We start from the raw sequence: 25,218 nt of genomic DNA on the forward strand, positions 1-25,218 counted from the left end.
GACAATTGAACGGTGATCAAGTATGCTCGTTATCGATGGCTATTCGGCCATCGATGACGCAAGCATGAACTACTGCCCTTTCAACGACTCAGGCGTTCAAGCTACGATCCTTGCGCTGGAGCATTCGTGGAACTACCCCCAATACGATTTGAGAACGTCACTGTCCGCTTTGAAGAGCGCGATGTCCTCAAAGATGTCCGCCTGACGCTCAACGAACAGCGCATCGGCATCATCGGGGCAAATGGTGCTGGAAAGAGTACGCTTTCGCGGCTGATCAATGGCCTCGTCTTGCCCACGCAAGGAGCCGTATATGTCGGCGACCTGAACACCCGGAAGAACGCAAAGCAAATCCGCCGGGATGTGGGTTTCGTTTTTCAGAATCCAGCAAATCAAATCATCATGCCGCTGGTCTCTGAAGACATCGCATTCGGACTGAAAAACCTGCAGATCCCTAAAATAGAACGCCAGTTGCGTGTACAGCAGACCCTGGCAGAGCTCAACATCTCGCATTTAGCAGACCGTGAAAGCCACACGCTTTCCGGCGGTGAGCAGCAAATGGTTGCACTCGCTTCCGTGCTGGCAATGCGGCCACGAACGATTGTGTTCGACGAACCCACCACGATGCTAGATCTGCGCAATCGACTCGCCTTTCAACGCGAGATCGCGAAGCTGGCCCAACGCGCAATTGTCGTGACGCATGATTTGGAAATCCTTGAAGATTTCGACAGAGTTCTCGTGGTCACGGACGGCACCATCGCGTTCGATGGTGGACCTGAGGAAGCGATCGCGCATTACCGCCAGTGGAGCCACGCATGATCGCGTCTAAAAATACTTCGTATCTAGCCCGCATTAGACCCGGATGGAAATTCGGAACCTTGCTGGTTCTGAGTATCGGCCTTTATTTGATTAGCTCGTGGCAACTCTTGCTGATGTTGTTCATCCTGAGTGTCGCACTGCTGCTGTCGGCCAAGGTCGGATTCAAGCAGCTACGCATGCCGCTTTTGTCATTGGCCATGATTCTCGGCGTCGTGTTCATTCTTCTGGGACTTCAAACCGATTGGGTCAACGCCGTGGTTTCCGTCATGCGGCTGTTGACCATGTGCCTGATGGCCTACTCGGTCAGCCTGACCACAAGCTTTGACGCCATGTTGGAACTGTTCCAACAGGTCGCTTCTCCACTACGTTTCATCGGAGCAAATCCGGAGCAAATCGCGCTGGGGCTGTCCATGACGATACGGTTCATTCCGGAATTGAAAAAGGTTTATCTGGAAGTACGCGAAGCGCAGCATGCTCGGGGTCTCGGCAACAATCCATTAGCCGTGAGCGTTCCATTAGTGATCCGGTCGCTGAAGATCGCCGATGAGACGGCTGAAGCGTTGGATGCCCGAGGCTACGATTCAGCTCCAATCCGACGCTAGCCGCGCATTTCCCTTCCACCTCATTCGCACTTACAAGGAATCCCTATGCCAACTAATACTGATTCAACATCGCAAACCCGCAATACGGTCTATGTAGCGGTCTTTGCGGCCATGATCGCTGCCATGGGGCTTCTACCGCCTATTACTTTGGGGATCATTCCTGTACCAATTACCCTGCAAACCCTAGGTGTCATGCTAGCTGGCGCCTTGTTGGGACCATGGCGAGGATCATTGGCCTCACTGGTCGTGGTGGTCCTGTCGCTGGCAGGGCTGCCCCTGCTGTCTGGTGGACGCGGAGGGCTTGGGGTCCTCTTCGGGCCGACAGGCGGTTACCTTGTAGGGTGGATTTTCGGGTCCCTAGTCATAGGCGCCCTCTTCAAATACTGGGTCCTGCGCAACGAAAATAAGGTTGTCCGATTCGTGTCCGGACTCGTCTCGGTAGTTCTAGGCGGCGTCGTTGTCATCTACTTGTTCGGGGTTCCATGGACTGCAGCTGTTACCGGGCTTGGTCTCGGCACTTCGCTGCTGGGCTCACTCGGGTTCCTGCCAGGGGACATCTTCAAGGCTGTAGTGACCACTTTGGTGGCTTTGACTGTGCATCGCAGCTACCGAGGGTTGATGAGGTAGTTCAATGGCATTGTGGCGTGCGCTGGCAAGGTGGGCCGATCAACGACCGGATCACCTTGCCTTGCTGACACCTGATAGCCAGTTGACCTACGCACAGCTGATCAGGAGAAGCAGCGCTCTCGCCCAGCAGATCGGTTCATTGCCGGGCAACCGAATCGGCGTGCATACCAGCGATCCGATAGAAATGGCTATTGCCTTCTATGCGATCGTGCTCAGCGGTAGAACTTTGGCAGTTATTGACCCAGCCTGGCCCGAGAATCTGGCAATCGCCATGACAGCCAACCTTCAATGCGATTTCGTGATTGCCTCGCCCATTCCGATGTCCTCTCTCGGCGTGCCGATCCTCGCCTTTTTTCCAGAGCCGCCAGTGGACGACGAATACGCTGCGCCCACGACAAATTTTCCTGGAACCCGTGACCTCCTCATCATTTGCACTTCCGGAAGCGCATCGCATCCCAAACCAGTGGTTCGAACGGCTGCCTCTTGGGAGGAGTCCTTGAGGGCCGGTGCGCCAGTCCTGGGTGCTTCACCCGATCAAGCTACTCTCTGCCCGAGTCCCATATCCCATGGCCTGGGCCTCTACGCGATGGTTGAGTCCGTGCATGCTGGCGGCACCTTCTTGGCTACCGGAAAATGGGATCTCGACGGCGTCAGATCGTTGCTAGGACAGTCCAGCTGCACGCGTATCGTCAGCGTGCCGACAATTCTTGACAGGGTGCTTGCCCTGGTCGAACCCGCGGTGCTCTCAAATCTGCGCATAGTCGTCAGTGGCGGCGAAGCGCTGGGACAGGACAGCGTGCAGTTGCTTCACCAGATTGCCCCTTTGGCACGCTGCGTTGAATACTTCGGAAGCAGCGAACACAGTCTCATCGCCTATCGCGAGCGCATGCCCAATCAGCCGAAAGCCCTGCATTTTGAAGGCCAGCTGTTTTCGGGAGTCCGAGCGCACATCCATGACGAAAGCTCCGATACCGGATTCGGGTTGCTCTATGTTGACAGCCCATTCAATGCCAAAGGCTACGCGCCCAGCACGGACACGCCCATCTCCCGATGCGGTACCTCAATCGGCATCGGAGATCGGGCGAAGCTGGTGGGTCCAACTCGCATCGCGATCGCCCGTCGCGACGACGGGATGATGAATCTCAATGGAAACAATGTGCACCCTGGCGAAGTCAGCGCGGCGCTTGAAGCCGTGGGGCTGTCCAGCACCATCGTGCGAGTCGACACATCGGGCGCTGAACCCAAAATAGTCGCGTACACCGTTTCATCGCCACGCAGTCCGTCGGCACTTCTCGCCGACCTCCAACAGCAATTGCCCCGATACAAGATTCCGCACAAGATCGTCTACTTGAGATCGTGGCCAGAAACCTTCAGCGGAAAATTGAATACCGCAGCTTTGAAAATCCAGGACCTGGACATCGAACGGAGAGACTGGCTCAGATGAACGAGGCATACATCGTTGATGCAGCACGCACGCCGATCGTGAGAGCGGGCAAGGAATACTCCCGGATTGGTGCTGATCAGCTGCTCGCGCGGGTGATCAATACGCTTTTGGATCGAAGCGGCATCTCCCCTGCGCAAGTGGACCATGTATTTGCCGGCAATGCGGCCGGTCCAGGTGGAAATATTGCGCGTGTATCGGCGCTAGCATCGGTACTGCCCCATACTGTCAGCGCAACTACCCTTGATGCCCAATGCGCCAGTGGATTGGACGCAATTGCCGCAGGAGCGCGAATGATACGCTGCGGTGAAGCACATATCGTTGTGGCAGGTGGAGTGGAATCCGTGAGTACCGCTCCGTGGCGCGTTGAAAAGCAATCTTCGATTCTCGAGCCGCCACGACTCTACTCACGTGCGCGTTTCACCCCAGCGCCAGACCCCGATCCCGAAATGGGCGAGGCTGCGGAAACTATTGCCCGGTCCTACGGAATTACCCAGGAACGGCAGGACGACTTCGCCTTGCGCAGTCATCAGCGTGCGCTGCGGGCTCAATCTGCTGGGCTCTACACAGACGAACTCGTCTCCATCGGCACAGCTAGCGGGCAAGTCGCGACAGACACCTGTCCCAGATCCGGGCTGACGCTCAGAAAGCTCGCTGCACTCAAGCCTGCCTTCGTACCCGGTGGCACCGTCACCGCAGGAAACTCCTGCCCGATCAATGATGGGGCAGCCGCGGTGATATTGGTGAGTGAACAAATGCGTCGGGCACTGAACGCAACCTTCTCGCTGAGATACCTGGCGTCTGCTTCCGGTGCCTGCGATCCCCAAATTCTAGGTATGGCGGCGGTGCCGGCATACCGAAAACTCATCAGCCTTTTGCCGTGCACCACTGCATCCGGCACTCCCCTCATTGAGTTCAACGAAGCTTTTGCGGTGCAGGCTCTAGCGTGCCTTGATGAGTTGGGCATTCCAGAGGAGAACGTGAATCTGAATGGCGGAGCCCTGGCGTTGGGACATCCGTACGGTGCCAGTGGCGCAATTCTGGCGACTCGATTGTTTTGGCAGGCAAAGCAGGCACGACTGGACGGCCAGAGGGCAATCGCGCTCATGGCCGCTGCGGGTGGTACCGGAAGCGCCGTTGCTTTTGAGTCAGTGCTTCGCTCGGAATCGCATGGCTACTGACTCAGATATTGAATCCTAGCGCTTGCATCTGATCGCGGCCATCGTCGGTAATGCGTTCAGGACCCCAAGGTGGAGTCCAAACCCAAGTCAGATGATGATCCTCGACCAGGTTTTTCAGCGCCTCATCGATCTGCGCTTCAATAATTTCAGTTAGCGGGCAGGCAGGCGTCGTCAAGGTCAGATCGATTTCCAGAACGGAATTGTCGCCAAAGCGTAGTCCGTAAAGCAGGCCCAAATCCACGATATTGACTCCCAGCTCGGGGTCAATCACATCCTTGAGCGCTACTTCGATCTCTTCTATCGCTCGCGTTGCGCGGAAACTTGCATCTGTTGTTGTTTCGGCCATGTTCGACTCCCCTATTTTTTCCTAAGGTGATCCTTATTCAATTTAACGCAACTCTACGCACGTTTTTATTCCTTTTCGACCTTTTTCACGCGATACTCAAGTCGGTTACAGACGAGCCTCAGCATTAAATAACAGAACCGCGTACCCCTTGCGGGATACGCGGTTCTGTTCGGATTAGCCGTAATTAGATGTTAAAGCCCAGGGCCCGCATCTGATCGCGACCGTCATCGGTGATTCGTTCTGGACCCCAAGGCGGCATCCAGACCCAGTTCAAACGGTGATCGTCTACAACGCTCTCCAGCGCCTTGCCAACCTGCTCCTCGATAATATCGGTGAGCGGGCAAGCAGCGGTGGTCAGCGTGAGGTCCAGCAAAAGTACGCCGTCTTCTGCGTACTTCAGGCCATACAGCAAACCCAGGTCGACAATATTGACACCCAGTTCAGGGTCAATGACGTCCTTGAGCGCTTCCTCAACGTCTTCCAGAGGAGTCGTAGCGGCTCCCGTGCTCTGTTCGGTCGATTCGCTCATCACTGTAACCTTAGGCCTTGACGTTCAGGTAACGGTCGTAGCCTTCATCTTCCAGACGGTCAGCCAATTCAGGGCCGCCCTGTTCTGCAACACGGCCATCCACGAACACGTGCACGAACTCTGGCTTGATGTAGCGCAGGATACGGGTGTAGTGGGTGATGAGCAGGGTGCCCATCTCGTTCTCGTCCTGAGCGCGGTTGACGCCCTCGGAAACAACCTTCAGAGCGTCGACATCCAGGCCGGAGTCGGTCTCGTCCAGCACGGCGAACTTAGGCTTGAACAGTTCCAGCTGCAGGATCTCTACACGCTTCTTCTCGCCACCGGAGAAGCCTTCGTTGACGTTACGGCCAGCGAAGTCGGCGTCGATCTTCAGCTTGCTCATGGCTTCCTTGACGTCCTTGGTCCAGGTACGCAGCTTAGGAGCTTCGCCGTCGATTGCGGTCTTGGCGGTACGCAGGAAGTTGGTCATGGTTACGCCTGGTACCTCTACTGGGTACTGCATAGCCAGGAACAAGCCAGCCTTGGCGCGCTCGTCAACGCTCATCTCCAGAACATCTTCACCGTCGAGGGTGATGGAGCCGGAGGTGACGTTGTAGCGTGGGTGGCCGGCGATGGTCGAAGCCAAGGTCGACTTGCCCGAGCCGTTAGGGCCCATGATTGCATGGGTTTCGCCGGTCTTGATAGTAAGGGTTACACCCTTGAGAATTTCCTTCTCGCCCTGCTCGGTGTCAATCGAGACGTGCAGGTCCTTGATTTCCAGAGTAGACATACGTCGTTCCGTTTCTTTCTAAAAGCTCTAAGGCTAAAAAGCTGGTGAAGCAGGCGCTAGCTAGTTGCTAGTTGCAGCCAGTTCTTCTTCGATGGTGTCGGTCAGGCGCTCCTGCAGAGCCTCATCGCCGATCTGCTGAACGATTTCGTTCAGGAAGCCGCGTACTACCAGGCGGCGAGCGGTCTTTTCATCGATGCCGCGGGCCATCAGGTAGAAGAGGTGCTCATCGTCGAAGCGGCCGGTGGTCGATGCGTGTCCAGCACCATCGATCAGACCGGTTTCGATTTCCAGGTTTGGAACCGAGTCAGCGCGGGCGCCATCGGTCAGAACCAGGTTGCGGTTGGCTTCGTAGGAGTCGGTGCCCACAGCGGCCTTCTGGATCAGCACGTCGCCGACCCAGACGGTGTGCGCGTCCTTGCCCTGCAATGCACCCTTGTACAGCACGTTCGACTTGCAGTTGGCCACAGCGTGGTCAACGAACAGGCGGTGCTCCAGGTGCTGGCCGGCATCAGCGAAGTACAGGCCGTACAGCTCGATCTCAGCGCGTTCGCCGGTGAAGCGAGCCGATGGATTCACGCGAACCAGGTCGCCACCGAAGGAAACAGCGATGTGCTTGAATGAAGCGCCAGCTGCTACCAGTGCCTGCTGCGAGGAAGCGTGAACAGCGTCATCTTCCCAAGCCTGCAGAGAGATCACTGTCAGGCGTGCGTTGGCCTGAACGTCGAATTCAACGTTCTGGGCCAGCACTGCGGAGCCTACGTGGTCCAGCACGACGGTAGCTTCAGAGTTTTCCTCGGCCACAACGATCACGTGCTGAGCTGCTGCGGCCAGCGACTCGCCGGTGATGCGCAGGGTTGCTTTTGCACCCTCAGCATTCTTCGGGATGGTCACCACATGGGTCTCGGAAGCGTGCTTCCAGGCGTTGGCCGACACGCGGTCATCCGGGGTGTGCGCAACGCCGTTCAGCGCGTCATCAGCCGAAACGACCGACAGCTTGGCGATGTCGTTGCCGGTGAGCTCGACCTTCGGAGCTGCGCCGGTCAGTTCATCGCTGTGCAGGCCCTTCAGGCGCTTGAGCGGGGTAAAGCGCCAGTCCTCTTCACGACCGGTCAGCTTGGCGAAGTCATCTACGTTGGTGCTGGTCAGTCGACCGGCACGCGAAGAATCGGGGACGCCAACGCCGCCACCGTGGCTGTGTGCCTTGGTGGAGGCACCGGCCAGCGGCGAGCTGTCGTTGTCGTTGATCGGCGAAAGGTCTTCGCCCTCTTCGGTGAAACCAGGAATCGATGGTGCGCCGATGCGCGCCTTCTCTTCTGGGATATGGGTGGTGGTCTCCGACATTCTTAGCCGACCGATCCTTCCATCTGAAGTTCAATAAGGCGGTTCAGTTCCAGCGCGTACTCCATAGGCAGCTCGCGTGCGATTGGCTCAACAAAGCCGCGCACGATCATTGCCATGGCCTCATCCTCGGCCAGGCCGCGGGACTGCAGGTAGAACAGCTGCTCCTCGGACACGCGGGAAACGGTTGCCTCGTGGCCCATGGTCACGTCGTCTTCGCGGACGTCGATGTACGGGTAGGTATCCGAACGCGAGATCTGGTCAACCAGCAACGCGTCGCAGACCACCGAGTTCTTGGTGCCCTTGGCGCCTTCCTGGACCTGCACCAGACCGCGGTAGGCCGATCGGCCACCGTTACGAGCCACCGACTTGGCAACAATTGCCGAGGAGGTGTTCGGAGCGATGTGGACCATCTTGGAACCGGTGTCCTGGTGCTGGCCTTCGCCGGCGAAGGCGATGGACAAGGTTTCACCCTTGGCGTGCTCGCCAACCAGGTAGACAGCTGGGTACTTCATGGTGACCTTGGAACCGATGTTGCCATCGACCCATTCCATGGTGGCGCCTTCTTCACAGATGGCACGCTTGGTCACCAGGTTGTACACGTTGTTGGACCAGTTCTGGATGGTCGTGTAGCGAACGCGGGCGTTCTTCTTCACGATGATTTCCACAACCGCCGAGTGCAGCGAGTCCGACTGGTAGATCGGTGCGGTGCAACCCTCGATGTAGTGAACGTAGGAACCCTCATCAGCGATGATCAGGGTGCGTTCGAACTGGCCCATGTTTTCCGTGTTGATGCGGAAGTAGGCCTGCAGCGGGATCTCCACGTGGACGCCCTTCGGGACGTACACGAACGAGCCACCGGACCAAACGGCGGTGTTCAGCGACGCGAACTTGTTATCGCCTGCTGGAATGACCGAGCCGAAGTACTCCTGGAAGATCTCCGGGTGTTCCTTCAGGCCAGTATCGGTGTCAAGGAAGATGACGCCCTGGGCTTCAAGGTCTTCACGCAGCTGGTGGTAGACAACCTCGGACTCGTACTGGGCGGCAACACCGGAAACCAGACGCTGCTTTTCAGCCTCGGGAATACCCAACTTGTCGTAGGTGTTCTTGATGTCTTCTGGAAGTTCTTCCCAGGAGGTTGCCTGCTTCTCGGTGGAACGCACGAAGTACTTGATGTTGTCGAAATCAATGCCCGAGAGGTCTGGACCCCAGGTAGGCATTGGCTTGCGATCGAAGTACTTCAGCGCCTTCTGGCGGCGCTCCAGCATCCATTCTGGCTCGGACTTCAAGGCGGAAATATTCGCCACTACGTCCTTGTCGACGCCACGGCGCGCATTTGCACCCGCGTCGTTCTTGTCTGACCAGCCGTATTCGTAATTGCCGATTCCGTGGAGTTCGGGGTTCTTCTCCAGAATTTCGGAAATTACACCCGGGTCGGCAGACTCCTGTGCAATCTGATCCGTCATCGCGGCCTCTCCTGCTTCGTGAACTGAATTCGAGTTCTCTTCTCGGCGCGCATTGGCGCCTTTTCACGCCCCACAGGGATGTGGGTCGTGCACACGTGTCCGCCACCGGCCAAGGTCGATAGTCGTCGAACGTCGACGCCTAGCAAGCGGGCGAACATTTCCGTTTCCATGTCGCAAAACACTGGAAACTCTCGTGCCAAGTCTTGTATCGGGCAGTGTCCCTGGCATAGCTGCACGCTATGCATCAGAGCAGTTGCCACTTTGGTATCCACTTTTCGGGTGTATCCCACGAATCCATCTGCACTGAGCAAATTGCCCAGTACCTCTGCTCGTGCTTCCAACCCTTCAACGCCGACCAGCGCCTTGGCGTATCGGTCTTCCATTGATGCGAACCGGTTGCGCGCAAACTTGCGAATCGCGTCCTCTCCAGCCGCATCGCCGAGCATCTTCAATGCATCGGAAGCAATCTCCAGATAGTCGTTGCCCAACTTCGTCTGGCCGCGGTGCGACAGCACGTAACGGCGAGACGGGCGTCCAGCACCGGTCTTCTGATTGGCTACCAGTTTCACCTCAACGAGTCCCGATTTCGAGAGCGCGTCGAGGTGGCGGCGGACCGCAGCAGGCGTGAAGCCCAGCTTGCTTCCAAGCTCGGCGGCACTGACCGGTCCGTCCTCTAGTACTGCGTACAGGACGCGGTCGCGCGTGCGCTCCTCGGTATCCCCAACTGCGCCAACCGTCGCGGCAGTGGAGCCACTAGCTGATTCTGAATTTGATGAATACACAACACAATCATGCGTAAATTTTTGCTCTAGGTCTAGTAAGGAAGGACTTACTAAGGACACGCTTGCCCGACTAGTGCGTTGCTTGAGTCAAACTTCTGACAATTCCATTGTCCCGCCGACCTCAATGGAACTCGAGGGTTGGTGACAAAACACTCAGCTCAGCCAGTTCGACATGTCGTAGAATGTTTCAGTGTCTTCTGTAACTCCCAGCCTCGTCATCAACGAGCTGGCTAAAGATTTAGGTCCAGTCCCCGCCTTGGACAATCGCATGTTGCGAGTCCTGGAGTCGGTGTCCCTAAAAGCTTATCCGGGTCAGGTCACTACGCTTTTAGGAGCCAACGGAGCCGGTAAATCCACGACCCTTGCTTGTGCCCAGGGGCTGCTTCAGCCCGAAGGCGGCACCGTCGAGCTCTTGGGCCAAAACCCCTTCGGCGATAACCCCGAATTGCGTTCCCGCGTCGGAGTAATGCTCCAAGATGGCGGACTGCCTCCTTCAATGCGCCCGGTTCCGCTCTTGCGGCACGTCGCCTCCCTCTACCAAAAGCCCATTGATATTGAGACATTGATCACACGATTGGATCTCGAGTCATTTGGCACCCGTACGATCCGCCGCCTCTCCGGTGGCCAGAAACAGCGCGTCGCCTTGGCGCTGGCGCTGGCCGGAGATCCGGAAGTACTCTTTCTCGATGAACCAAGCGCTGGACTGGATCCTCAGTCCCGTCAGGTAGTTTTCGATCTCATTGCCGAACTTCGCGATGCAGGCAAGGCCATCATCCTCACGACCCACCTAATGGATGACGCTCAACGCCTCAGCGACTACGTCTACATCATCGACAAGGGCTGCACCGTGGCTCAAGGCACCGTTGCCGAGCTGACAGCCCGCGCTGCCGAGGACCAGGACACCCGCCCGGTGTCCTTCTGCGCCCCAGCAGGCCTGCACCTACCTGAGCCACCCGCAGGACTGCACCTGGAGGAGACCGGAGCCGGCCAGTACCGCCTCGACGGGGTCAACTCCCCCGAACACTTGAACTGGCTGACCCAATGGTGGCTCCAGGAAGGCATCTTGCCAACCGAGCTCAACCTGCAGTCACGAAGCCTCGAAGACGTTTTCCTCGAAATCGCACAAAAGGAGGGTAAGGCATGAGCCAAACACAGGCACGCTCCAATGCTGTCTCGCCACTGCGCCGAATCCTGAATCAGGGCAAATACGAATCCATCCAGATGCTCAGCAATGGCGAACAGCTCATTCTCGCTGTTGTCATGCCGCTCATTGCGCTCTTCGTGCTCACCCTGACCGATCTGGTCAAGGATGTCGCCGAACGGAGCATTGACGCCGCCGTTCCTGGCGTGCTGGCCTTGTGCGTCATTTCGACGGCTTTCACCGGGCAAGGAATTGGTACCGGTTTTGACCGCCGCTACGGCGTGCTGACCATGTTCTCAACTACCCCACTGGGGAAAACCGGACTGATTTTCGGCAAGGTCATTGCCGTGCTGTCGGTCTTGCTCATTCAGGTCGTCTTGATCTGCTCTGTCGCCTTGTTGTTCCTGGATTGGCAGCCGAACCCCTGGGGGTTTGCTCCGGCTATACTCTTCCTGCTCTTGGGCGCAGCCGCATTTACCGCGCTAGGTCTGCTCATTGCCGGCACCGTCCGCCCTGAAGCGACCTTGGCAATCACCAACCTCGCCTGGATCCTGCTGGCCGGTGCAGGCGGTGTCCTCTACCCCTTGAGCATGGCCCCTGATTGGGCCCAACCAACCCTGAATGCGTTGCCATCTGCAGCGCTGGGCGATGCCATGCGCGATGCCCTGATCCACGGCCAGTTCAGCATTGCTGGCCTTATCTTCTTGATCCTTTGGTCAGCAGTTGGCTCCTTTGCAGCCATCAAGCTGTTCAAATGGAGCTAACCACCACTCAAACTCCAATAAGGGGAGATTTAAATGTCTTCAGCCCTAGCCACCCGGAGCTGGGCCGATAAACTGCCCACGAAGGTAACTCGCCTCGTGCATGGTCTCGCGATCGCATCCCTGATCTCGCAGATTGGCATTATCGTTACCGGTGGAGCCGTACGCTTGACGAATTCGGGCCTCGGCTGTTCCCACTGGCCCAATTGCGTCCCCGGCTCGATGACGCCTGTCCCGGAAATGGGCATCCATGGAATCATCGAGTTCGGCAACCGCCTGCTGACCTTCGTCCTGCTGGTCATCGCTGTCGCCTTCCTGGTCTCCGTTTGGAAGATGCGTCCGACCCACCGCACCCTGTACAAGCTGGCCATCGGATTGCTGGCCGGAATCGCTTTGCAGGCCCTGATGGGCGCCATTACCGTGTGGACCGGACTGAACGCTTGGATCGTTTCGGTGCATTTCCTGATTTCCGGTGCCTTGGTCATCATGGCCACGCTGCAGGTAAACCGTACTCGCGTCGAATACAAGAAGCAGTCGGTGGCCCCGACGACGAAGACCCTGCGCCAAGTCACTTTTGCCGCATGGATCTTCTCGCTGCTCGCTGTTGCCATGGGCACCGTTGTCACCGGAACCGGCCCGCACGCCGGAGACGCGAGCGCACCCCGCCACTTGTTCGATCCCTTGATGGTCACCCGGATGCACACTGCACCGGTTTACCTGCTCGTAATCGCTACCGTGGTCGCACTGGTATTGGCCTACAAGCAGGGCGGCAATGCACGTCTGCGCGTTTCGATTTGGTGGTTGGTACTGGCCATTGCCTTGCAGGCAGCCATTGGCTACACCCAGCACTTCAACGGCCTACCGATTATCTTGGTCCTGTCCCATATGCTCGGGGCCAGCTTGCTGATCGCGGCTTCAGCCGACGTCTGGGATCGCGCAGCCCTCCTGCCGGAATACAAGCGCAACGATTCCTAGGATTCTTACTAAGCGCCTCGGGGTTGCCATGCATTCAAAATGCGTGGCAACCCCGAGGCATTTAACGCCGTCGGCTCGCTGCTCCGCGCTGCTTGAACCTCATCAACCCATAAAGTCCAAAGAAGGAATAAGCAGCTCCGCCCAGCCAGAATGCTGCCAGCAGTAGCCCTTGCTGCACGAAAGAAACCGTCAAGAGCACCGCTCCGCTGATGCACTTAGCCCAAACCGCAATCCGCCAATTCATCAAGAACCCGAGAGCGCAGGCCAGACCCAGCGCAAGGTACAGATAGACGGCAATGCCTTGCCCCATGCCCGCGAATAATCCGGATCCCAGGAACACCACCGGCAACAGCAAGCTGATGCCCCCGACGATGCGGATCAGTTTCGAACGCCCCTCTCGCTTCTTTGAAGCCACAAGCTCCCGGTTAATCCCGGCCAGCATCCATGCGGTAACCATTGATGGGATGTAGAAGATTCCACTGCCGGTAATGAAGCTGGCCACAAGGGCTGTCATGCACACGGCCGCAGCAAAGCTGTAGATTCGCGCTGCTTTCCTTTCACGGCAACAGACGCAGCTACACCGAGCCCGAATATCGCGAAGATCAAGAGCTGGATTGCGCCAAGTTCGTAGATAGATCCTTGGCTGGCACCTTCCGTTTCCGGCACCGCCTTGCCAAAGATCAAGTCACTGATGGCATCTGAGAGACCCCAATCGACGATGGCAACAAAGACGCCGAGAACCAGTGCCACAATACCCAGCAGCAAGCGATTCCTGCCTAGACGCGCCTGCTCTTCTGGTACCGCGAGTCCTGCCATCAGACGGGCTGCAACGGCTTCAGGGCTACCTAGCGCATCGAGGATCTGCTGATCATTCCTGCCCATAGCTCGGCCTTCGTGTCCCTCGGCGCATCACTTAGGGGCTTGCCCAAGGTCCGCAAGTAAGTCTCCACGCTTAGCCGCTCAGCTGCCGTTGCCGCGTGGCCCTCCAGTTAGTTCAGTTACCTGCCCAGAAATTGCCTGCCACACTTCGCGGAATTCATCGAGCATCAGACACCCATGCTCAGTAATTGCGTAGTACTTTCGCTTGCGCCCCGACCGGCTTTCTTCCCAGTAGGTTTCGACCAGCCCAGTGGTCTTCAATCGCGCCAGCAGTGGATACAAGCTCCCCTCGCCCGCGGTTAGCTTCCGCGCGGTCAGCTCTTCAGCCAGCTCCATCCGTATTTATCTCCGCTGGCTAACGTACCCAGCACGCAGTACTCAAGAACTCCCTTGCGTATATTTGTGGCGATTTTTTCGCGTTGCTCGGACATGATCCAAACTTTCCTTGCGTAACAAGGCTTGTATAGCAAGATTAGCCATATTCCCTTTAGCCATAACATCGTCCGGCTGAACGAGCGACAGCGAATCATCCTCCGACTCGCATAGCATTTGCACCTGGAGCCAAGAAAAGCGCCCTGCCTGGAATCCAAATTCATTTGAATTCCAGGCAGGGCGCTTAGCGAAGCTCAGCTGCGGCGTTGAACCTAGCCGAACAGCGGGCTACCCACGAACGGATCAATGGCCAGGGCCAAGAATACGATCGACAAGTAGGTGATGGAGATGTGGAAGACCTTCATGGCCTTGCGGTTGATTTCAGCAGGCTTGTGGTCACTCTGCGCCTCGCGGTAGAGCACGTGCGATTCATAGACGAACCAAATGCCCGCGCCGCCGGCAATTGCGGTGTACACGATGCCGGCGCTACCCAGCGGCACCAACAGCATCGAGCAAACGACGGTGGCCCAAGCGTAGAGCACAACCTGCACCGAAACGCGGCGTGCGTTTGCGATCGCGCCAAGCATTGGCACCGATGCCGCGTTGTAGTCGTCCGCATACTTCATGGACAGCGGCCAGTAATGCGGAGGGGTCCAGAGGAAGATCACCAGGAACAGGATGATCGCTGGCCATTCAATAGTGTTGGTCACTGCGGCCCAAGCGATCAGCACAGGCATGCAGCCGGCGATGCCACCCCAGACAATATTCTGGGCGGTACGGCGCTTGAGGATCAAAGTGTAGAACACTACGTAGAGCAGGATTGCAGCCAGGCCCAAGGCGGTAGTCAGCGGATTGGTGCCAACCCAGAGAACCACCAGGGAAGCTATCGCCAAGACCCAGGAGAAGACCAAGGCTTCCCTCGGGGTCAGGTCCCCAGTTACCAAAGGACGCCCCTTGGTACGCTTCATCAACTTATCCATATCGCGATCGATATAGCAGTTGAATGCACCAGAAGCACCTGCGGCCATAGCGCCACCAACGAGGGTGGAGATCATGAGCCAGACGGAGGGGAAACCCCGTTCGGCAAAGATCATGGTCGGAAGCGTGCTCACTAGCAGCAACTCGATAACGCGAGGCTTGGTCAACGCCACGTAAGCATTGGCCTTGCGCTTCAGAAAGTCGCCGGCATTTTCATCAGGCTGACGCGATGCGCGGGGCACTGATGCTGCGGCGACACTTTGAGTCTTCAATTAAACGCACTCAGTTCTTCACGGGTACAAGACAGACACAGTCATTCTACGCTGGATAGAACTCAGTTGGTAGTTGCCGGATTGACCGGATCCCCGTTTTTGGCGTGATTCCGGTCAAGTTCGGCGGTTTTGCTCGGCTCAAGAATTCCGGCTAGTACAGTCCCATCAAGGCTGAAACATCGGTCTACTGGTAGCCATCCGCCACGAAACCGCCACAACTCCCCTACCGCTCCCGATCCACCATGATGCTGAGACGCACGGCCCCTTCGGGCTCTAAATCGAATGCTTGGTCTCGGGCTGTTTCGTAGTCATCACCGATGACTGACACGGCGCCGGGTTCGCCGTTTTGCAGGTAGTTCACTGTTACTTCCACAAGGCGAATTCTATCGGGCTTCTTGTTGGTAGACGGTCCATGGGTCTGCCCGGTATTTGATTCTCTCGTCTTCGCCTTGGTGCCAGTCGTGGTCGTCTTCGTTTGAGAGCCAGATGCTGTCCGACCGTCGGATGCGTATGGCGGTGGCTGTCGGTATCCATGCGACTTCTAGTTGTCCGGTGGTTACGTAGTCGAGGATCTTGGTCGGATACTCAATGAACACTTCCCCTGGGATCCAGCCAATAACCCGCGCATGGTACTTCCCTAGGTCTGGACAGGTAACTTGCACGTAAGGTCTGCGCCTTGGTTCGTACCGGCTCATACGCTCGAAACGCGGATCCCGTTCAGTCATAACCTAATTGTGCCTTAACGCAGAAAACTGCCCCACCCTCGCAATGAGGATGGGGCAGATTCGGTTATTCGTCCAGGGCGGCCGAGCCGGTTACCTCGACATTACCTGCAGGTGGTTCGTCGGTCTTGCTGCCGGCTGCCAACCAAGGCAGGAAGCGCTGGAAGAACGACTCCACACCTGGCAGAGCCATGATGCGGGTGATCGCCGCAGCGATACCCAGTGCCAGCGCAGCGGCGCCGGTGGCAGCTTCTGGACTGCCCATCGTGGCCGCGGTGTAGATCGACGGTGCCATGGCCGCGAGAGCGACGATGACCGCGATGATCGTGCGGGCGGTAGCTCGCCAGGGGTGCTGGGACTGGGTGGTGACGGCTGCATGCTTAGCCATGGTGTCTCCTTAGTTGTTGTCGTTGAGCCAACGCTGGATGGCCTTGCCGGTTTCCTTCAACGGCTTGCCGTCCAGACGCCACTTGCGGGTGTCGTAGTAGACCTTGCCGCGGTGGCCCAGATCATCGGCCATCATGCGCTGGAACTCGACCCAGAACCAGTAACCGTCGTCGCCGTCCTTCTTGAGCGGCGTGCCCTTCTTGATGCCGCGGGCAGCGAACGGGGTCTTGAGGTAGTAGCCGTTGCGCTGCATCAGCGTCATGGTGTCGGTGATGGTCAGCTTCTCGAACTTGCCATCCCACTGCTTGTTGAGACCGTTCACGACGTTCTCCAGAAGGATCTGCAGGGCACCGACCTCGCAGGACAGGAAGTTGCCGTTGATCTTCAGATCAGCGTAGTTGTCCGGGAAGTTCGTGGAACCGTTCGGAACATTGGTTGGCGACTGATCCTTGACCTTCGGACGTGACATGACCGGGACGGGCTTGCCGGTCAGCTTGCCGCCCAGCTCACGCTCCCACAGCGCGATAGTGTCGTCCTTGTCGCGGCGTGCAGCGGACCAGGAGAACTCCACGTGCAGGTGGTCGGTGTGCGGGTTCACGCCGATGTAGTTATACCAACCCTTGTTCTTGTACCCGCCGGAGAAAATCTTGCGGTTGAAGATGATGCACTGGATTCCGAGCTCCTTGGAGTTCAGGCGCAGCTGCTCGGCGAACTCTTCGAAGATTTCAATCTTGTCGTACCAGCGCAGGCCGAAGTCCATCGCACGGCCTTCACCATGCAACGAGGTGGTGCTGTTGGATCCGCGCACGGGCCGGCAGTTGTAGATGCCGGAGTTCCGACCGCCCTGCTCCTTGTACTTGGCAAGGAACCAGGCCATGGCGCCCTTCGCGCCGGTGGTTGGTCCCTTGGTGCAGGTCTTAGCGCCGGTGTAGCCTCGATGGATCGCCATGCTTACTTGCCTCCTAGCGGCTTGATACCCTTGGCCGGCTCGACGTAGTCCGGGTGGGTTGGGTGAGTGACTTCCTCGGGGTTCGGGTCGTCGTACTCTTCCTGGTCGATGGCTTCCATCGGGTTCAGATCAGACATGATGTGTCCTTTCGGGCATAGAAAAACCCAGACACGGTTTGTGCCTGGGTATAAGAAAAGGACTAGCGGCGCTAGTCCTTGTGTTTGGCTTGGTTATTCTTCCAGGAAATCAAATGACACTCTCGCAACGAACTGTCGCGGATTGGCATTAGGTCTAAGTACTTGATCTTGGCAAACTGTTGATATGGATTCTCTTGAAGGTAAAGCTACGGCCAGAAATATTCCCCTCCCCATCCAGCGTGCGGTCCGTCAAAGGTGCGGATTCGGATGCGTTATTTGCGGCTTACCGTTGTACGAATATGAACACATGATGGAGTGGGCAGTCGTACAAAGGCACGTTGCGGAAGAAATTACGCTTCTTTGCGACAAGCATCATCGGGAAAAGACCAACGGGCTACTGCCAAAGGAAGCAGTATCCGCAGCAAACGAAAACCCATTCAATCTAAGAACCGGAGTTTCGGCCCCGTATGATCTGCACTACTCAGGCGATCACTGCACCACAGTCATTGGTGACAATACGTTTACCACCAAGGATCAGGGGCACGGGACCCAAATTATCCCTCTCATGATTGACGGCATCCCCATTCTTGGCTTCATCCTTTCTGACGGGCACCTTCTCCTGAACGTCAACATTTTTGATGAGTTCAATGAGTTGGCATTGAGGATCCAGAACAACGTGCTTACGTATTCCACATCGAGCTGGGACGTAGCGCTAACTGGTCGCGACCTGAAAATTCGCGAATCCCATGGAAAATTCTTTTTGGACATGCGGTTCGAAACCCCGAACATGCTCAGAATATCGAGAGGGCGGTTTCTACTAAACGGAGTCGAAGTCAAAATTAGTCCGACCGAAGTAGTGATAACCAACAACCAAACCCGCATGTCAGGGAGCCGAATGGAAAACGTAACCGTCGGTTTATCTGTAGGCACAGACGTGCCCAACGTCAGCGCCGGCGTTGTCCTCCAAGGTATACCAAGGTACACATCTCGGTAGACAAGTGAGATTGCGAGAAGTAGTCACTGATGGCTTAGGATTCTGGCGCGTACTTCGATTTCAACTTGCCAACGTCTTCGACAAGCTTTTCTTGAGCCTTGTCGGATTCCTTAGCGATGACGATGTGCTCGTCTAGTTTCACCGTGGTCTCGGCAAGCTTGTACGCAGTCTCATTGCTACGTTCCTCAATACGCTTCACCGCGTCCTTGATCGACCCACCATGATTCGGTGTCACCTCATGGTGAATCCGTTCGGTCTTCTCCTCCAACGTTAGGATGCGGGCTGACACACCAGGTTCGGCATGCTGCACGATTTGACCGGAGCGGTCTTTCTTCTCGGGCTTGCCATTCCATTGGTCAAGGAACGCCGCGAACTCCTTGAGCCGCGACCAGACGACCTTCACCGGCTTCCAAAAGAAAGCGGTCAGCAAGATCATGACCGCCGTGTAACCAAGCCAACCATTCGGGCCGCCAAGGAACTCAGGAATTACCGGCATTTACACCCCTCGGCGGGTTACGGGACGGCTGAAAAACATGAGTAGGCATCAAGCCCACCTCCAATCAACGGGCGCACCTATCGCCGCCCAAGGGATTTGGTCCACTCAGCACCGCCTAATTTGATGTACTCGTCCTGTTGGGATACTCATATAGTTGCCCTCCCTTGGATAACGGAAAGTAAACGTCTATCCAATAAATGGATATGATTGACCGCATGGATCCCCTTATCAAAGTTGCCGTGTTTGGAAGCTGTGTCACCCGTGACAACTTCAACAGCAAGTTCAACCCCGGCTACAAGGATCTGTACGAATGCGTGTTGCTAGCTGATCATGTTTCGCTGGTATCCCTCATGGCCCCGCCAGTAGAGTTTGACTCACCGAAATTCGCTGATCTTCAACCCCGTATTCAAAACAATCTTCGTCGTGAGTTCGGGCGCCATTTCCTAGACGAACTGAGGGAGGCCCGCCCTGATTATCTGATCATGGATTTCTGGCCCGACATGTTCTTCGGTGTAGCACAAATTTCCACTGGTGACTTGATAACCCGCAACAACTGGTCAACGACGAAGACACCATACTTCAGCGAAGTGGAATCACGTTGGCTCAGATTGGACCGTACGCCGAAAGAATTTCTGGATCTGTGGAAAGACGCGGCGGACAAGTTCTTTGCCTTCATGGGAGCAGAACTTCCAGGAACGCGCATAATCATCCATCGTGCCCGAAACGTGGCGGAATGGAATGCCACAGATGGCAGCGTCCATGAGTTCAAAGATTGGGGCGTCCGGATGAATAAGCACTGGGACAAGATGGACGATTACGTGCGTACAACATTCGGCTTCCCTGAGATTGATGTCCTCACTGAAAACCAACGTTCATTCGAAGGTCACCCTTGGAAAGCATTCGGTGTGCACTATACGTTCGACTACCACCAGCGTTTTCTCACCCGCCTAACGCGCTTTGTTTTTGAAGACGTGGTCGAGTCGCGGGGTTCGAATTGAACCCCGCGACAAGCGACCTAAACAGGCAGATTAACAGCCTTTGACACCCCAACACCTGCGGCATCCGAGTAAAGCGTCGCAAAGCCCGTCATATTGTTGCCCCATCTCGATCGCGTTGGCTACGAACGGGAACGCTTTGAACGCCGACCGAACAATCAGCCAGAGAATGAACAAGATCACCGCACACGGGATCAACACCCCCGGTTGAAGCAGATCATCAACCCAAGAAGGCATATTCACCCTCTCTGCGGGTTATGTTTGGGCCGAAAAACATGGGTAGGCATTGGTACCTCAAATCTTGGGGTTGCTTTGTCGCATGGGGTTTACTATTGTTGGGTTATGAGCGAAATCAACACCGCTAAAACAGCACAGGAACAGCTCACCAAAGCACACGAAAAGTACATGCACGCAGTGAACCACCGCGACACAGCAGTGCAAATAGCGAGGCAAGCCGGGGTTTCAGCAACCGAACTCGCCACCCACCTCGGACTATCTCGACAGCAAGTCCATAAAATACTTAAAACGGAAACGAAACAATGACTCATATGCCAAGCGTCAACACAGAATTCCAGCCCTTCAACAACCCTGTCGTAGAACGATCAGGCCATCAAAGCAACGATAAAAATGCGGTGCATGAGGTCATGTGGTCTTGCCCTGAATGCTCACACAACTCTTATGCGGCCAGTTCAAGCACTCCTGGATCATTCGATCCGTCCAAGTACGATGGGAAAGACGAAATTTGTCCTATGTGCTCGCAACCCGCTGAGGGGCAAGCAAGTCAATACTTCCTTGGGCCACTAGTTAGTCCGAAGGTTGATCATTGGATCAATGGGGAACCAGCCTAAACCGCTTGGGAACTTAGTAGCTCCCAAGCGGTTTCTTTTTACTTCACTAGCTCGCGGATCATGTGGCCCGCAAAGGCTGTGTGCCCCTGTTCATTCATGTGTAGTCCGTCGTAGTAAAGGCCCTGTGATTCAGGCAAGCTGCGATCTGACGGGATCCTAGGCATGTTCATGCTCATATCCACGAAGTGCACGCAAGGGAATTCTGAAGCGATGCGTCCAAGCTCCGCTCCGTACTTATCAATATCCGCCCGTGTTTGGTCAGCCCCCACAAAAGGCAGCACGAACACAATGGGTGCGTAAATACTGTTTCCCCGTGTCCACGAGATTATCCGCAACGCTGCCTCTCGGTAGTCGGAGACTACAGCACCGGCACGAGCGTCGTTCGTCGCGAGATTCACGATGATCAGTTCTACATCACCAATTGATTTCATAGCCTGAGCCAGGTAGCTGGCACGGGTATCAGTAATGTTGGTCATCTTCCATCCCGTGTACCCGGAATCGATGACTCGTACACCGAAAGTCTCGTTATTCTGCCATGTGAATAGGCCCTCAAGATATACAGATCGTCCGGAAGGGCTGCCCGCGTTACGGCGGATCTTCACCGTGTGATAAGCGTATTCCAACGAGCCGGTGTCCCACCGCGAGGAAGGAGCCAACACAGTTTGGTTGGTGTCTAATGTCGTTACCAGGACATCGTCTACCAGGACATCCATGATTCCGGTGACAGGTCCCTTTGTGAACATCACGGACGCTTTAGTGCCTAAGAAGGTGAATGCAACCTCTGAAGTGTTATCAGTCAACGCAACCGACCGCCACCCGAAGCCGAAGTCGTATCCTGAAAGGATGGTTCCAGTTGAACTAACAGGTTTCCCAGTTGTCACGTCAGACATGACATAGCGTGCAGGAATAAACGGGAATTCTGGTCCGTACCAGGAGCCGACCTTCCGATTCAGCCCCTTGGACAGCTTGTTGATCCAACGCCCCGTGATCCCTTCGATTATTCCGTAGCCCTCGGTATTGGAGTCACCGACCGCTACGATATTTACCGGGCGGTTCTTGCCTTGTTTGAGCGCGTTCACGAATGGGGTGAGGGGTCCATCCTTGGAAAGGTCCATCCACGACTGCCAAGCCGAATTCGCGTAAACACGAGACCAAGTTCGACCGGACTCGCGCTCAATCAGACGCTGAGAGATTCCCCCGCCGGCATCGTAGAGCACTTCAAGTGTGCAACGCCCACGCGAGTCTTTCGGTGTATTGAGGTTGTACGGAGCCCAAAGCGCCCAGAAACCAATATCGGCGGAGGTGTTGTAGTTGTTCAGATTTCCTGAGACAGTCGCGTCACCAATCACACCGCGCTTCGTCAGGGTTTGATCAACCATCGCGAATGCTCGCCAAGCGCTCCACGAATTATTCGAGGGCGTAATTATCGAACGCTCGTAGGTGATGCGTGTGTTGCGATCATGGATACGCTGAACGGCCACAGAAGAATTAGGCGCGATGACTTCTAACATTGCCAACGCGGCGCCCATTTCCGCAGGTTCGCCCGTTACTTCGTCCTTGGTGAATCCCCACCAGCCGACATGCTCCTGCTGGTGCATCGCATTGAGGTTTCGCCCCGCAGGTAGGTTCGGCACTGTGGACTTCGGGCGGTTAGCGAGCTCAGCCAGTGAAGCTGCATCCCCCGGGGCACCCTTCAAATTAGCGATAACTACCCAAGCCATTTATGGCCTCCATTCATGCAAGTCTGATGTGTTTCGCGGGTCGAAAGGATCAGGATTAGGACCAGGCTCTTGCTCAAGCCAGAGCATCCAGGGCCGAGGATTTGAGGGAGGTGTCTGCGACACCCACACGATCCGGTTATTCGGATTCGAACTGCCACCTCCACCGCCGCCCCCTGCTGTTGGGTCAATGAGCTGACCTATCGAACCGCCAGAAGAAGGGACACGGATCTTCAGGTCCAGGTAACTGGCAAGCGCGGCTGGCTTCTTGAATCCGGAATCATCCTGTTGCAGCCAGAGCACCGAAACCGTGTACCACGCATCGAGCGCCATCTGGTCTGTTGGTTCCAGGTTGATGCTGAACTCACCTGTAGATGGGTCTGGGGTTGCTCCGCGGGTGTTGTCCGGGACGACGTTATCGCCGCTCACGCGGATATTGCCTTGGTTCAGGGTGAATTGGACTATGCCCTCACGCGAGTCCATCAACCCGCCGGTAATGTCTTTGAGGTTCCCGGTTACGGTCGCCACTGTGCCCCCTTGGGAATAAGAAAACCCACCGTGCTAGGCGGTGGGTTGGTTTGCTTGTTTGAGTTTCCCGTTCAGGATCGCAATTTTAAGTTGAGCCTCGGATAACGCTTGCCGGTACTCCCCGATGATGGAGTCTTTGATTGCATCGGATACCCGAAGCTCAGATAATTCATTTTCGAGAGATTCGAGCCGATCTTCGATCGTCGGTTTTGCCAATTAGTCGCTCCTTAAAATTAGGTGGATGAAGCTGTCTTTACGGAACCCAGGAGGTACGTCGAAGGACTCCGCTTGAATCAATGAATACGTTTGGCGGAGATGTAGCAGATAGCAAATTCTGGAACGTGACGGTTCCACCACGCACGATCATGTTTCCTTTGACCTCTGCGGCTCCTTCAACCGTGAGCCTGTTGGAAATCACGGTGTCATTGAGCGTGAGCCGTATACGGGCAGTGTTGTAATTCAGTTCTGCATACACGGAATTCAAGTTCACCGACGAAGTACCAGAGTCCGCCAAACCGATGCTTCCCGGACCTGTAGAGAACAGCCAGCCGCCCGGTGCCTGGATCAGCTTGTTCGATGACGGGTCGATAATGAAGTCACCGAATGTCGCTTTACCGTTCGGTTCAATCTGCGTCACGCCAGCCTTGAACAAACCATTACCGAGAATCTCGAAGTTTCCATCAACCGTCGTATCACCAGTGATATCCAGCAGGCCGGTGATTGTGGTGTCTCCGCCAATGTCGGTGATGCCATCAAGGGTAGTCGGGCCGGTTACGTTCAGCTCGCCCATGATGTTGGTATTGCCGGTGATGTTCGTCGTTCCCGAGATCTCCATCGGGCCGGTCACGGATACTTGACCTTTTAGATTGGTGATTCCAGAAACGTCCAGCACACCCGAGATAGTCGCTGTGCCAGTGACGTTCAGGGCGCCGTTCTCAATGAGCAGCACCGAACCGTCATAGAACCGCAAACGTCCGCGGCCGACCGAGGCCGAGGCGAGCATCGTGTTCGTTTCCAGGCGCTTCAGGCGCCGGAAGATATCAGCGAAGGTCGGATCTTTGAGATTATGCTTGCCCAATTAGTCGCCCTCCCTGCCTTGGAACTCAAGCTTCACTTCTGAGTCAGTCATCGAACCGGAATACTCCAAGAGCTCCCACTCGCCAGACCAGCCAGCCAGCAACCACGGATCGTTGTCTGCCTTCCACCGAACGGTGGACCCCAAGTGAAGGTCTCCAACGTTAGGCCGGCCTTCGCCATTGATCCTCATGCTGATCTGCCGGATCGCACCATTGGTCGGCACCATCTCGCCCAACGTGCGCCGTCGCAGTGCATCCGCGTTCTTCACATCCTTGAATGAAACTGCGCGCTCAAGCGCGAGGTAAACGGAATCCGGTGTCTTCGCGGCGTGGACTTTCATATCCACTTCAGACCCTTCGCCCAGGCCGTAGACGATGTTGCCGATGCCTTGGCCCTCGATAGTGAAATCGAAGTCGGTGACATTGTGCTCGTCCGCGTCCAGATCCCACTCAAGGAGCCGGGTCTTGTTCGCGTTGGTTTCCATCACCCATTCCAAGGTGCCATCGGCAGCCCAGCGGGGACGGAAGTCCAGATCCACGCCGCCCTCGGCATCCATGGCCTCGTCCAGGAGATCCTGGATAGTTTCCATGTCGTACCCGTACACGGTTCGATCGATCGTGCCTGACGAATTGGCCGGCAGCACAATCGGCAAGTTGTACTCCGGAGATGAACCTCCGTTGGTGCCGAACTCGATAGCTCGTTTCGCCAGCATCCGTGAATCGACGTTGTCGAAATCGAGCTGCGACTGGGTGAGCGAGCTGGTCCTGTTATCCAGGAGGAACCGTTTCCCGAAGATCCACCAAATATCGTTCAGCGACAGGTTCACTTGCTGTGTCGCCCAAGAGTATTTGGTCGTGGTCACGAATCCGGCAAATTCGATTCGGGAGTCCGACTCCACAACAACTACTGTTTCCAGCGGCCACGTGGTGGAGCGGATCACCGGGCCCAGCGATCCGTCATACCCGGCATTCAGCATCATGGATCCGCTACGGCCACCGTTCAAGGCCCTTGCCCATGATCCGGATAGCGGTTCGATATCGGTGATCTTGGCCCACGACCCTGTGTCCACCATGCAGACTTTGTAAGCCACGA

30 protein-coding genes are annotated in these 25,218 nt (G+C 56.3%); 11 read left to right on the forward strand and 19 right to left on the reverse strand.

The annotated features are described in order from the left end of the window. The first annotated feature begins 126 nt into the window (after positions 1 to 126). Genes ACRDT3_RS01050 through ACRDT3_RS01070 form a run of 5 tightly spaced genes read left to right on the forward strand, consistent with a single transcriptional unit; the run spans position 127 to position 4,667 of the window. Positions 127 to 816 carry an energy-coupling factor ABC transporter ATP-binding protein gene (locus tag ACRDT3_RS01050; protein ID WP_431491186.1) on the forward strand — a complete coding sequence of 230 codons (690 nt, stop codon included), beginning with the start codon at positions 127 to 129 and terminating at the stop codon, positions 814 to 816. Next, positions 813 to 1,418, forward strand: coding sequence for an energy-coupling factor transporter transmembrane component T family protein (locus tag ACRDT3_RS01055; RefSeq protein WP_431491187.1), 606 nt, complete (start codon positions 813 to 815; stop codon positions 1,416 to 1,418). The genes ACRDT3_RS01050 and ACRDT3_RS01055 overlap by 4 nt, the downstream gene beginning before the upstream one ends. 45 nt (positions 1,419 to 1,463) lie before the next feature. Next, entirely contained in the window at positions 1,464 to 2,045 is a 582-nt protein-coding gene (locus tag ACRDT3_RS01060; RefSeq protein WP_431491188.1) for a biotin transporter BioY, read from the forward strand. A 4-nt stretch (positions 2,046 to 2,049) separates the two neighbouring features. Next, complete coding sequence (locus tag ACRDT3_RS01065; protein WP_431491189.1) at positions 2,050 to 3,489, forward strand: class I adenylate-forming enzyme family protein; 1,440 nt, start codon at positions 2,050 to 2,052, stop codon at positions 3,487 to 3,489. Next, complete coding sequence (locus ACRDT3_RS01070; protein WP_431491190.1) at positions 3,486 to 4,667, forward strand: thiolase family protein; 1,182 nt, start codon at positions 3,486 to 3,488, stop codon at positions 4,665 to 4,667. The genes ACRDT3_RS01065 and ACRDT3_RS01070 overlap by 4 nt, the downstream gene beginning before the upstream one ends. 1 nt (position 4,668) lies before the next feature. On the opposite strand, the gene ACRDT3_RS01075 is transcribed toward ACRDT3_RS01070, so the two are convergent. From ACRDT3_RS01075 to ACRDT3_RS01100, 6 genes are all read right to left on the reverse strand, one after another. Further along, positions 4,669 to 5,013: a metal-sulfur cluster assembly factor gene (locus ACRDT3_RS01075; protein WP_431491191.1), complete on the reverse strand. Its 345-nt coding sequence runs from the start codon at positions 5,011 to 5,013 to the stop codon at positions 4,669 to 4,671. Positions 5,014 to 5,197: 184 nt separating this feature from the next. Then, complete coding sequence (locus ACRDT3_RS01080; protein WP_431491192.1) at positions 5,198 to 5,542, reverse strand: metal-sulfur cluster assembly factor; 345 nt, start codon at positions 5,540 to 5,542, stop codon at positions 5,198 to 5,200. A gap of 10 nt (positions 5,543 to 5,552) precedes the next feature. After that, positions 5,553 to 6,311, reverse strand: a complete 759-nt coding sequence (sufC, locus tag ACRDT3_RS01085; RefSeq protein ID WP_431491193.1) for a Fe-S cluster assembly ATPase SufC — start codon at positions 6,309 to 6,311, stop codon at positions 5,553 to 5,555. 60 nt (positions 6,312 to 6,371) lie between these two features. Beyond that, complete coding sequence (gene sufD, locus ACRDT3_RS01090; RefSeq protein ID WP_431491194.1) at positions 6,372 to 7,652, reverse strand: Fe-S cluster assembly protein SufD; 1,281 nt, start codon at positions 7,650 to 7,652, stop codon at positions 6,372 to 6,374. Positions 7,653 to 7,654: 2 nt separating this feature from the next. Beyond that, positions 7,655 to 9,115, reverse strand: a complete 1,461-nt coding sequence (gene sufB / locus ACRDT3_RS01095; RefSeq protein WP_431491195.1) for a Fe-S cluster assembly protein SufB — start codon at positions 9,113 to 9,115, stop codon at positions 7,655 to 7,657. Further along, positions 9,112 to 9,897 carry a helix-turn-helix transcriptional regulator gene (locus tag ACRDT3_RS01100; RefSeq protein WP_105656647.1) on the reverse strand — a complete coding sequence of 262 codons (786 nt, stop codon included), beginning with the start codon at positions 9,895 to 9,897 and terminating at the stop codon, positions 9,112 to 9,114. The genes sufB and ACRDT3_RS01100 overlap by 4 nt, the downstream gene beginning before the upstream one ends. Before the next feature lie 190 nt (positions 9,898 to 10,087). Between ACRDT3_RS01100 and ACRDT3_RS01105 the strand changes: the two genes are divergently transcribed. Genes ACRDT3_RS01105 through ACRDT3_RS01115 form a run of 3 tightly spaced genes read left to right on the forward strand, consistent with a single transcriptional unit; the run spans position 10,088 to position 12,774 of the window. Continuing rightward, entirely contained in the window at positions 10,088 to 11,041 is a 954-nt protein-coding gene (locus ACRDT3_RS01105; protein ID WP_431491196.1) for an ABC transporter ATP-binding protein, read from the forward strand. Then, complete coding sequence (locus ACRDT3_RS01110; RefSeq protein ID WP_431491197.1) at positions 11,038 to 11,802, forward strand: ABC transporter permease; 765 nt, start codon at positions 11,038 to 11,040, stop codon at positions 11,800 to 11,802. Before ACRDT3_RS01105 ends, ACRDT3_RS01110 begins: the two co-directional genes overlap by 4 nt. Positions 11,803 to 11,835: 33 nt before the next feature. After that, positions 11,836 to 12,774 (forward strand): COX15/CtaA family protein, encoded by a 939-nt coding sequence (locus ACRDT3_RS01115; RefSeq protein ID WP_431491198.1) that lies wholly within the window; start codon positions 11,836 to 11,838, stop codon positions 12,772 to 12,774. A 61-nt stretch (positions 12,775 to 12,835) separates the two neighbouring features. Here the strand turns inward: ACRDT3_RS01115 and ACRDT3_RS01120 are convergent, their stop codons facing one another. The 7 genes from ACRDT3_RS01120 to ACRDT3_RS01150 all read right to left on the reverse strand — a co-directional run bounded on the left by ACRDT3_RS01120 (position 12,836) and on the right by ACRDT3_RS01150 (position 17,470). After that, on the reverse strand, positions 12,836 to 13,276 hold the full coding sequence (locus ACRDT3_RS01120) for a hypothetical protein (protein ID WP_431491199.1): 441 nt from the start codon (positions 13,274 to 13,276) through the stop codon (positions 12,836 to 12,838). An 8-nt stretch (positions 13,277 to 13,284) separates the two neighbouring features. Then, entirely contained in the window at positions 13,285 to 13,656 is a 372-nt protein-coding gene (locus ACRDT3_RS01125; protein ID WP_431491200.1) for a hypothetical protein, read from the reverse strand. A gap of 78 nt (positions 13,657 to 13,734) precedes the next feature. After that, positions 13,735 to 13,989, reverse strand: coding sequence for a PadR family transcriptional regulator (locus tag ACRDT3_RS01130; RefSeq protein ID WP_431491201.1), 255 nt, complete (start codon positions 13,987 to 13,989; stop codon positions 13,735 to 13,737). A 308-nt stretch (positions 13,990 to 14,297) separates the two neighbouring features. Then, complete coding sequence (locus tag ACRDT3_RS01135) at positions 14,298 to 15,245, reverse strand: heme o synthase (protein WP_105656652.1); 948 nt, start codon at positions 15,243 to 15,245, stop codon at positions 14,298 to 14,300. Between the two features lie 819 nt (positions 15,246 to 16,064). Next, entirely contained in the window at positions 16,065 to 16,385 is a 321-nt protein-coding gene (locus tag ACRDT3_RS01140; RefSeq protein ID WP_431491202.1) for a hypothetical protein, read from the reverse strand. A gap of 9 nt (positions 16,386 to 16,394) precedes the next feature. Then, the gene (locus tag ACRDT3_RS01145; protein WP_431491203.1) at positions 16,395 to 17,333 is read right to left on the reverse strand and encodes a hypothetical protein; all 939 of its coding nucleotides are present in this window, start codon (positions 17,331 to 17,333) and stop codon (positions 16,395 to 16,397) included. A 2-nt stretch (positions 17,334 to 17,335) separates the two neighbouring features. Continuing rightward, entirely contained in the window at positions 17,336 to 17,470 is a 135-nt protein-coding gene (locus tag ACRDT3_RS01150; protein WP_431491204.1) for a hypothetical protein, read from the reverse strand. A gap of 184 nt (positions 17,471 to 17,654) precedes the next feature. Here ACRDT3_RS01150 and ACRDT3_RS01155 point away from each other — a divergent pair, with 184 nt between their 5' ends. Continuing rightward, positions 17,655 to 18,464, forward strand: a complete 810-nt coding sequence (locus ACRDT3_RS01155; RefSeq protein WP_431491205.1) for a hypothetical protein — start codon at positions 17,655 to 17,657, stop codon at positions 18,462 to 18,464. A gap of 34 nt (positions 18,465 to 18,498) precedes the next feature. Here ACRDT3_RS01155 and ACRDT3_RS01160 read toward each other — a convergent pair whose 3' ends face one another. Further along, entirely contained in the window at positions 18,499 to 18,960 is a 462-nt protein-coding gene (locus tag ACRDT3_RS01160) for a hypothetical protein (protein WP_431491206.1), read from the reverse strand. A 215-nt stretch (positions 18,961 to 19,175) separates the two neighbouring features. On the opposite strand from ACRDT3_RS01160, the gene ACRDT3_RS01165 reads away from it, so the two are divergent. Both ACRDT3_RS01165 and ACRDT3_RS01170 read left to right on the forward strand, forming a co-directional pair. Beyond that, entirely contained in the window at positions 19,176 to 19,958 is a 783-nt protein-coding gene (locus ACRDT3_RS01165; protein ID WP_431491207.1) for a DUF6270 domain-containing protein, read from the forward strand. Between the two features lie 339 nt (positions 19,959 to 20,297). Then, complete coding sequence (locus ACRDT3_RS01170; protein ID WP_431491208.1) at positions 20,298 to 20,498, forward strand: MarR family transcriptional regulator; 201 nt, start codon at positions 20,298 to 20,300, stop codon at positions 20,496 to 20,498. Positions 20,499 to 20,841: 343 nt separating this feature from the next. Here the strand turns inward: ACRDT3_RS01170 and ACRDT3_RS01175 are convergent, their stop codons facing one another. Genes ACRDT3_RS01175 through ACRDT3_RS01195 form a run of 5 tightly spaced genes read right to left on the reverse strand, consistent with a single transcriptional unit; the run spans position 20,842 to position 25,216 of the window. After that, a complete protein-coding gene (locus tag ACRDT3_RS01175; RefSeq protein ID WP_431491209.1) occupies positions 20,842 to 22,524 on the reverse strand; it encodes a GDSL-type esterase/lipase family protein in 1,683 nt (560 codons plus the stop codon). Further along, positions 22,525 to 23,049, reverse strand: a complete 525-nt coding sequence (locus tag ACRDT3_RS01180; protein WP_431491210.1) for a hypothetical protein — start codon at positions 23,047 to 23,049, stop codon at positions 22,525 to 22,527. It abuts the gene before it with no gap. Between the two features lie 33 nt (positions 23,050 to 23,082). Further along, a complete protein-coding gene (locus tag ACRDT3_RS01185; RefSeq protein ID WP_431491211.1) occupies positions 23,083 to 23,265 on the reverse strand; it encodes a hypothetical protein in 183 nt (60 codons plus the stop codon). A gap of 37 nt (positions 23,266 to 23,302) precedes the next feature. Further along, on the reverse strand, positions 23,303 to 24,127 hold the full coding sequence (locus ACRDT3_RS01190) for a hypothetical protein (RefSeq protein WP_431491212.1): 825 nt from the start codon (positions 24,125 to 24,127) through the stop codon (positions 23,303 to 23,305). Continuing rightward, entirely contained in the window at positions 24,128 to 25,216 is a 1,089-nt protein-coding gene (locus tag ACRDT3_RS01195) for a hypothetical protein (protein ID WP_431491213.1), read from the reverse strand. Positions 25,217 to 25,218: the final 2 nt, after the last annotated feature.

The organism is Glutamicibacter sp., assembly GCF_050701915.1.
Lineage (GTDB): Bacteria > Actinomycetota > Actinomycetes > Actinomycetales > Micrococcaceae > Glutamicibacter.